The sequence below is a fragment of the Methylibium sp. T29 genome, from assembly GCF_000576205.1.
GTDB classification, from domain to species: domain Bacteria; phylum Pseudomonadota; class Gammaproteobacteria; order Burkholderiales; family Burkholderiaceae_C; genus Methylibium; species Methylibium petroleiphilum.
The window spans coordinates 1-3,479 of the sequence record NZ_AZND01000305.1 but is presented as its reverse complement, the minus strand read 5'-3'; the positions used below and the strand labels follow the sequence as shown (position 1 = coordinate 3,479).

Below are 3,479 nucleotides of genomic sequence, written 5' to 3'. Positions count from 1 at the left end.
CCCTAGTTCTCGGTGAGCGAGGCGAACTAAGCGCACTGTCAAACGAGCTCCGTTCCGAAGCGCTTTTCTACTCCGTATGCTTCGCTTCCCTCATTCTGGATGAACTGAGAAGGCTGCCAATGCTGGCGCGACAAGCAAAAGCCGACATTGCAACGGTAACGAGGCGTGTCTCGACACAAGCCGCCGTGCTGGTTTCGGCGCTGTTCGAAGACGAGGAGATGTCCCACTCGTTCTCTCCTTTGATTGCTCGAATGCAATCTGTAGGAACCTGAGGCGATGCGGTTAGCTGGGCATTAAACTCTGATGTCAACTTCTCCTCTTGCATGCCACCTAACCATTCCACCGAGAGGACGTCACCCGGCAAGCCGGGTCGAGCCTCTCACGTCAAACTATAAGGCTTCCCCATCTGTCAAGCGAATGAGGTCCATCGAGCCGCGCAGCGGCTCGATTCACATCTGGACTTCACGTCTTCGAGATAACCTGCACCGCGTTCACGTGCGTCACATTGATTCGTCGAGCCAAGGTGCGGACGGACAAACTACAACCGGTCATTGATGCAGCGCTGCTCGTTGCCGAGTCGGGCTGCAGACCCTGATGAAAGACGCGCGCGAGGGCCTCATTCGTTAGCCGCGGACAGCCCGTGCTGCCGCCTTGAAATGATCAGGCACTCCTCGCGCAGGTCCAACCTTGCTCATCAACGCTTCACGTTCACGCGGTGGAAGTCTTCGGCCTGGATCTCTCGGTGGAGGGGCTGGTGGACTCACGCTGGCAGCTTGAACGACTCGCCCCGGGCCAGCATCGCCCAGCACATGCGCGCGTTCTTGGCCGCGATGGCCACCACCGCTTTCCAGTAACCTCGGCGCCCCTCGAGCGTGAGCGCCCAGCGGCTCAGACCGTCGGTCTTGTTCTTCGCCGCAGCCAGCACGGCGCGGGCGCCCAGGATCAGCATCGTTCGCAGATACGCATCCCCGGCCTTGGTGATGCGCCCCAGCCGGGTCTTGCCCCCCGAGCTGTACTGCCCCGGCGTCAAGCCCAGCCAAGCCGCGAACTGCCGGCCACATCGGAACTCATGGCCATTGCCGATCATGGCCAGCACCGCCGTGGCTGTGGTCGGACCCACGCCCGCCAGGCGCATCAGCTGCCGAGCCCGTTCGTCCTCGCTGGCGATGACCGCGGCGTCGGTCGCATCGTTCTTGCCTCGCACCCTGCTCATGCGGTACGGAGCGACGAACTTCCGCGCGATCAGTCGCACGGTGTGGCCGTGCGCAGCGAACAGCCGGGCCCAGTGGTGGCCGCCCGAGCAGGCTTCCATTGCCACCGTGCACGGCGGCAGGGCGGCGATCAGCTCGTGCAGCTTTGCGCGCGGCACGCTGGGCCGCACCAGCGCCGGCTTGCCGTGTTCATCCACTCCATGAACTGCGAACACGTTCTTGGCGAGATCGATGCCGATGTGGACAATGGCCATGGACTTCCCCTTCCGAGTGAGTTGATGAGACTTCGCACTTCCCATCGTGGCACTTCGTTGCCGGTCGCCGCATCGCGGCTAGTTCGGGACGGGGAAGTCCCTTTCATTCGTTAGGCTTCACAGACTACCGATAGATGGACGCCCAACTCCTTGGCCTTGCAGGAACAGCGCTAAGCGCTCTTATCGCGGCGTTGAGCTACCGTGGAAAGATCCGGCACGAGCGTCGCCGCTCAACGCGAACGGTGCTTTTCTACCTCTTGGAAGTTCATCACTTTCTCTCCAGGGGCGTGCTCAGCATCTCCACCTTCCCAAAGCAGTACATCGACAGGATCGTTGGACTGCTTTCTGAGCGCGGAATCAGTGTGAGTGAGGCTGAAGCTTCCTGCCTCCCAGCACAGATTCAAGCAGCACTCCGACTCCTGATGCAGTCAGAACTTACAAAGCTGTCCGCTGCGATCTCTGAGCCATTCCAGGCGGCGTTGAGAGAGCTATCACGCGATGATCCCGTCCTGGCGTTTGACCTACGTGGGAAAGAGGCTGTCTCGGGCATCTCAGACCTTTTCGAAGCGCTTGGCGGCAAGACGATCCAGCCGGACATGATCGCTGACGATATTGCCAAGGCTAGCGCCTTAATGTGCTTCCTTGACGACCAGATGAGATCGATGGCTGCCGCTGAGGTAGAACGCTGCATTCGATCGACCGCTTGGCGATGTGATCTCGTCACACATTACCGTGTCCGTCGGCACTTGCAGAAGGCTTCGTCACTTCGCTGCCTAGAAGAAATTAGTCCAGACGTTTCAGCACTCATAGTCGCGCTGGCCGATCAGATCGCCACGCAGATTCGGCCGCACCCGAGTGAAGCCTAACCCCTCGCTCGAGCGGTCCTCCACCGGCTACGCAGCCTGGCCCTTCCGCGGCCAGTCGCATATCGTCCCCTCCAGGGCCGGGCTACTCCGCCGGCGGCGGCCCACTCAGCTCGAACGTTAGATTCGCAACCCACTACTGGAGGCACCATTGGACCTCGGAACAATTCATCCTGTCGCGCTGAAGGACCTATGGACGGGCGAAGCATCTCATTTCACGCCATGGCTCGCACAGAACCTGGACACACTGGGCAGCAAACTAGGCATGGACCTTGAATTGGAATCCACCGAAGCTGCGGCAGGCGACTTCTCCGCCGACATCGTTGCTCGGGATCTTTCAACCAACAAGCTCGTAGTTATCGAAAATCAGTATGGCGGCACGGATCACAAGCATCTTGGGCAGCTAATTACCTATGCGTCTGTGCTTGGCGCAGGCGCGGTGGTCTGGATCGCTGAGACTATCCGTCCAGAGCACAAGTCGGCTATGGACTTTCTCAACCAAAATCTGAAGGAGAGCCTGAGCCTGTTTGCGGTTCAAGCCTCCGCCATCCGAATCGACGAGTCCAAACCCGCGTTTATCCTGACCGTCGTATCGATGCCCAGCGAAGCCTCCCTGGTTGCTGACATCTCCCCTGCGCCTTCAGAGACAAAGGAGCGTTACCGTACCTACTTCCAAAGCCTCATTGATGAACTTCGAGAAGTTCACAAATTCACAAACGCCCGCACAGGACAGCCGCAGAATTGGTACACATTCGCGTCGGAGAACTCGAAACTCTATAAGTACTCGACCAGCTTCGCGCAAGGTGGCCGCGTTCGCGTTGAGTTGTACATTGACTCTGGCGACAAGTTGAAGAATGAGCAGGTCTTCGATTGCCTCTTGCAACGCAAAGAGGCAATAGCGGCGGCGCTGGGCCTGGACCTCAAATGGGAACGCCTTGACAACCGCCGCGCCTGCCGAATTGCGGTGTATCGGGACGGAGACATCGATGCCGACTCCGAAACACTTGCCGACATTAGGAACTGGACTATCCAAAATCTTCTCAAGTTCAAGGCGATCTTTCCGGCGAATGTCCAGCAGTGCATCTGAGCGAATCTAACCATTCCATCAAGTGGACCTGCCTACGGCAGGCCGCTTGTGTCAACCGTTAGGG

At 59.1% G+C, this 3,479-nt stretch carries 4 protein-coding genes; 3 read left to right on the top strand and 1 reads right to left on the bottom strand.

Features of this window, described 5'->3' with window-relative positions:
* Positions 1-272 (top strand): hypothetical protein (locus x551_RS26605; protein WP_216701350.1); only part of this gene is annotated, 272 nt, incomplete at its 5' end.
* Between the two features lie 488 nt (positions 273-760).
* Here the strand turns inward: x551_RS26605 and x551_RS19870 are convergent.
* Entirely contained in the window at positions 761-1,465 is a 705-nt protein-coding gene (locus x551_RS19870) for an IS110 family transposase (protein WP_036236054.1), read from the bottom strand.
* A 134-nt stretch (positions 1,466-1,599) separates the two neighbouring features.
* Between x551_RS19870 and x551_RS19865 the strand changes: the two genes are divergently transcribed.
* Positions 1,600-2,331 (top strand): hypothetical protein, encoded by a 732-nt coding sequence (locus tag x551_RS19865; protein ID WP_152543606.1) that lies wholly within the window; start codon positions 1,600-1,602, stop codon positions 2,329-2,331.
* Positions 2,332-2,479: 148 nt separating this feature from the next.
* On the top strand, positions 2,480-3,415 hold the full coding sequence (locus x551_RS19860) for a DUF4268 domain-containing protein (RefSeq protein ID WP_081771424.1): 936 nt from the start codon (positions 2,480-2,482) through the stop codon (positions 3,413-3,415).
* Positions 3,416-3,479: the final 64 nt, after the last annotated feature.

Bases quoted from the DNA above. Each gene is read 5' to 3' on its own strand.
- x551_RS19870 (WP_036236054.1), bottom strand. From the start codon at position 1,465: ATGGCCATTGTCCACATCGGCATCGATCTCGCCAAGAACGTGTTCGCA.
- x551_RS19865 (WP_152543606.1), top strand. From the start codon at position 1,600: ATGGACGCCCAACTCCTTGGCCTTGCAGGAACAGCGCTAAGCGCTCTT.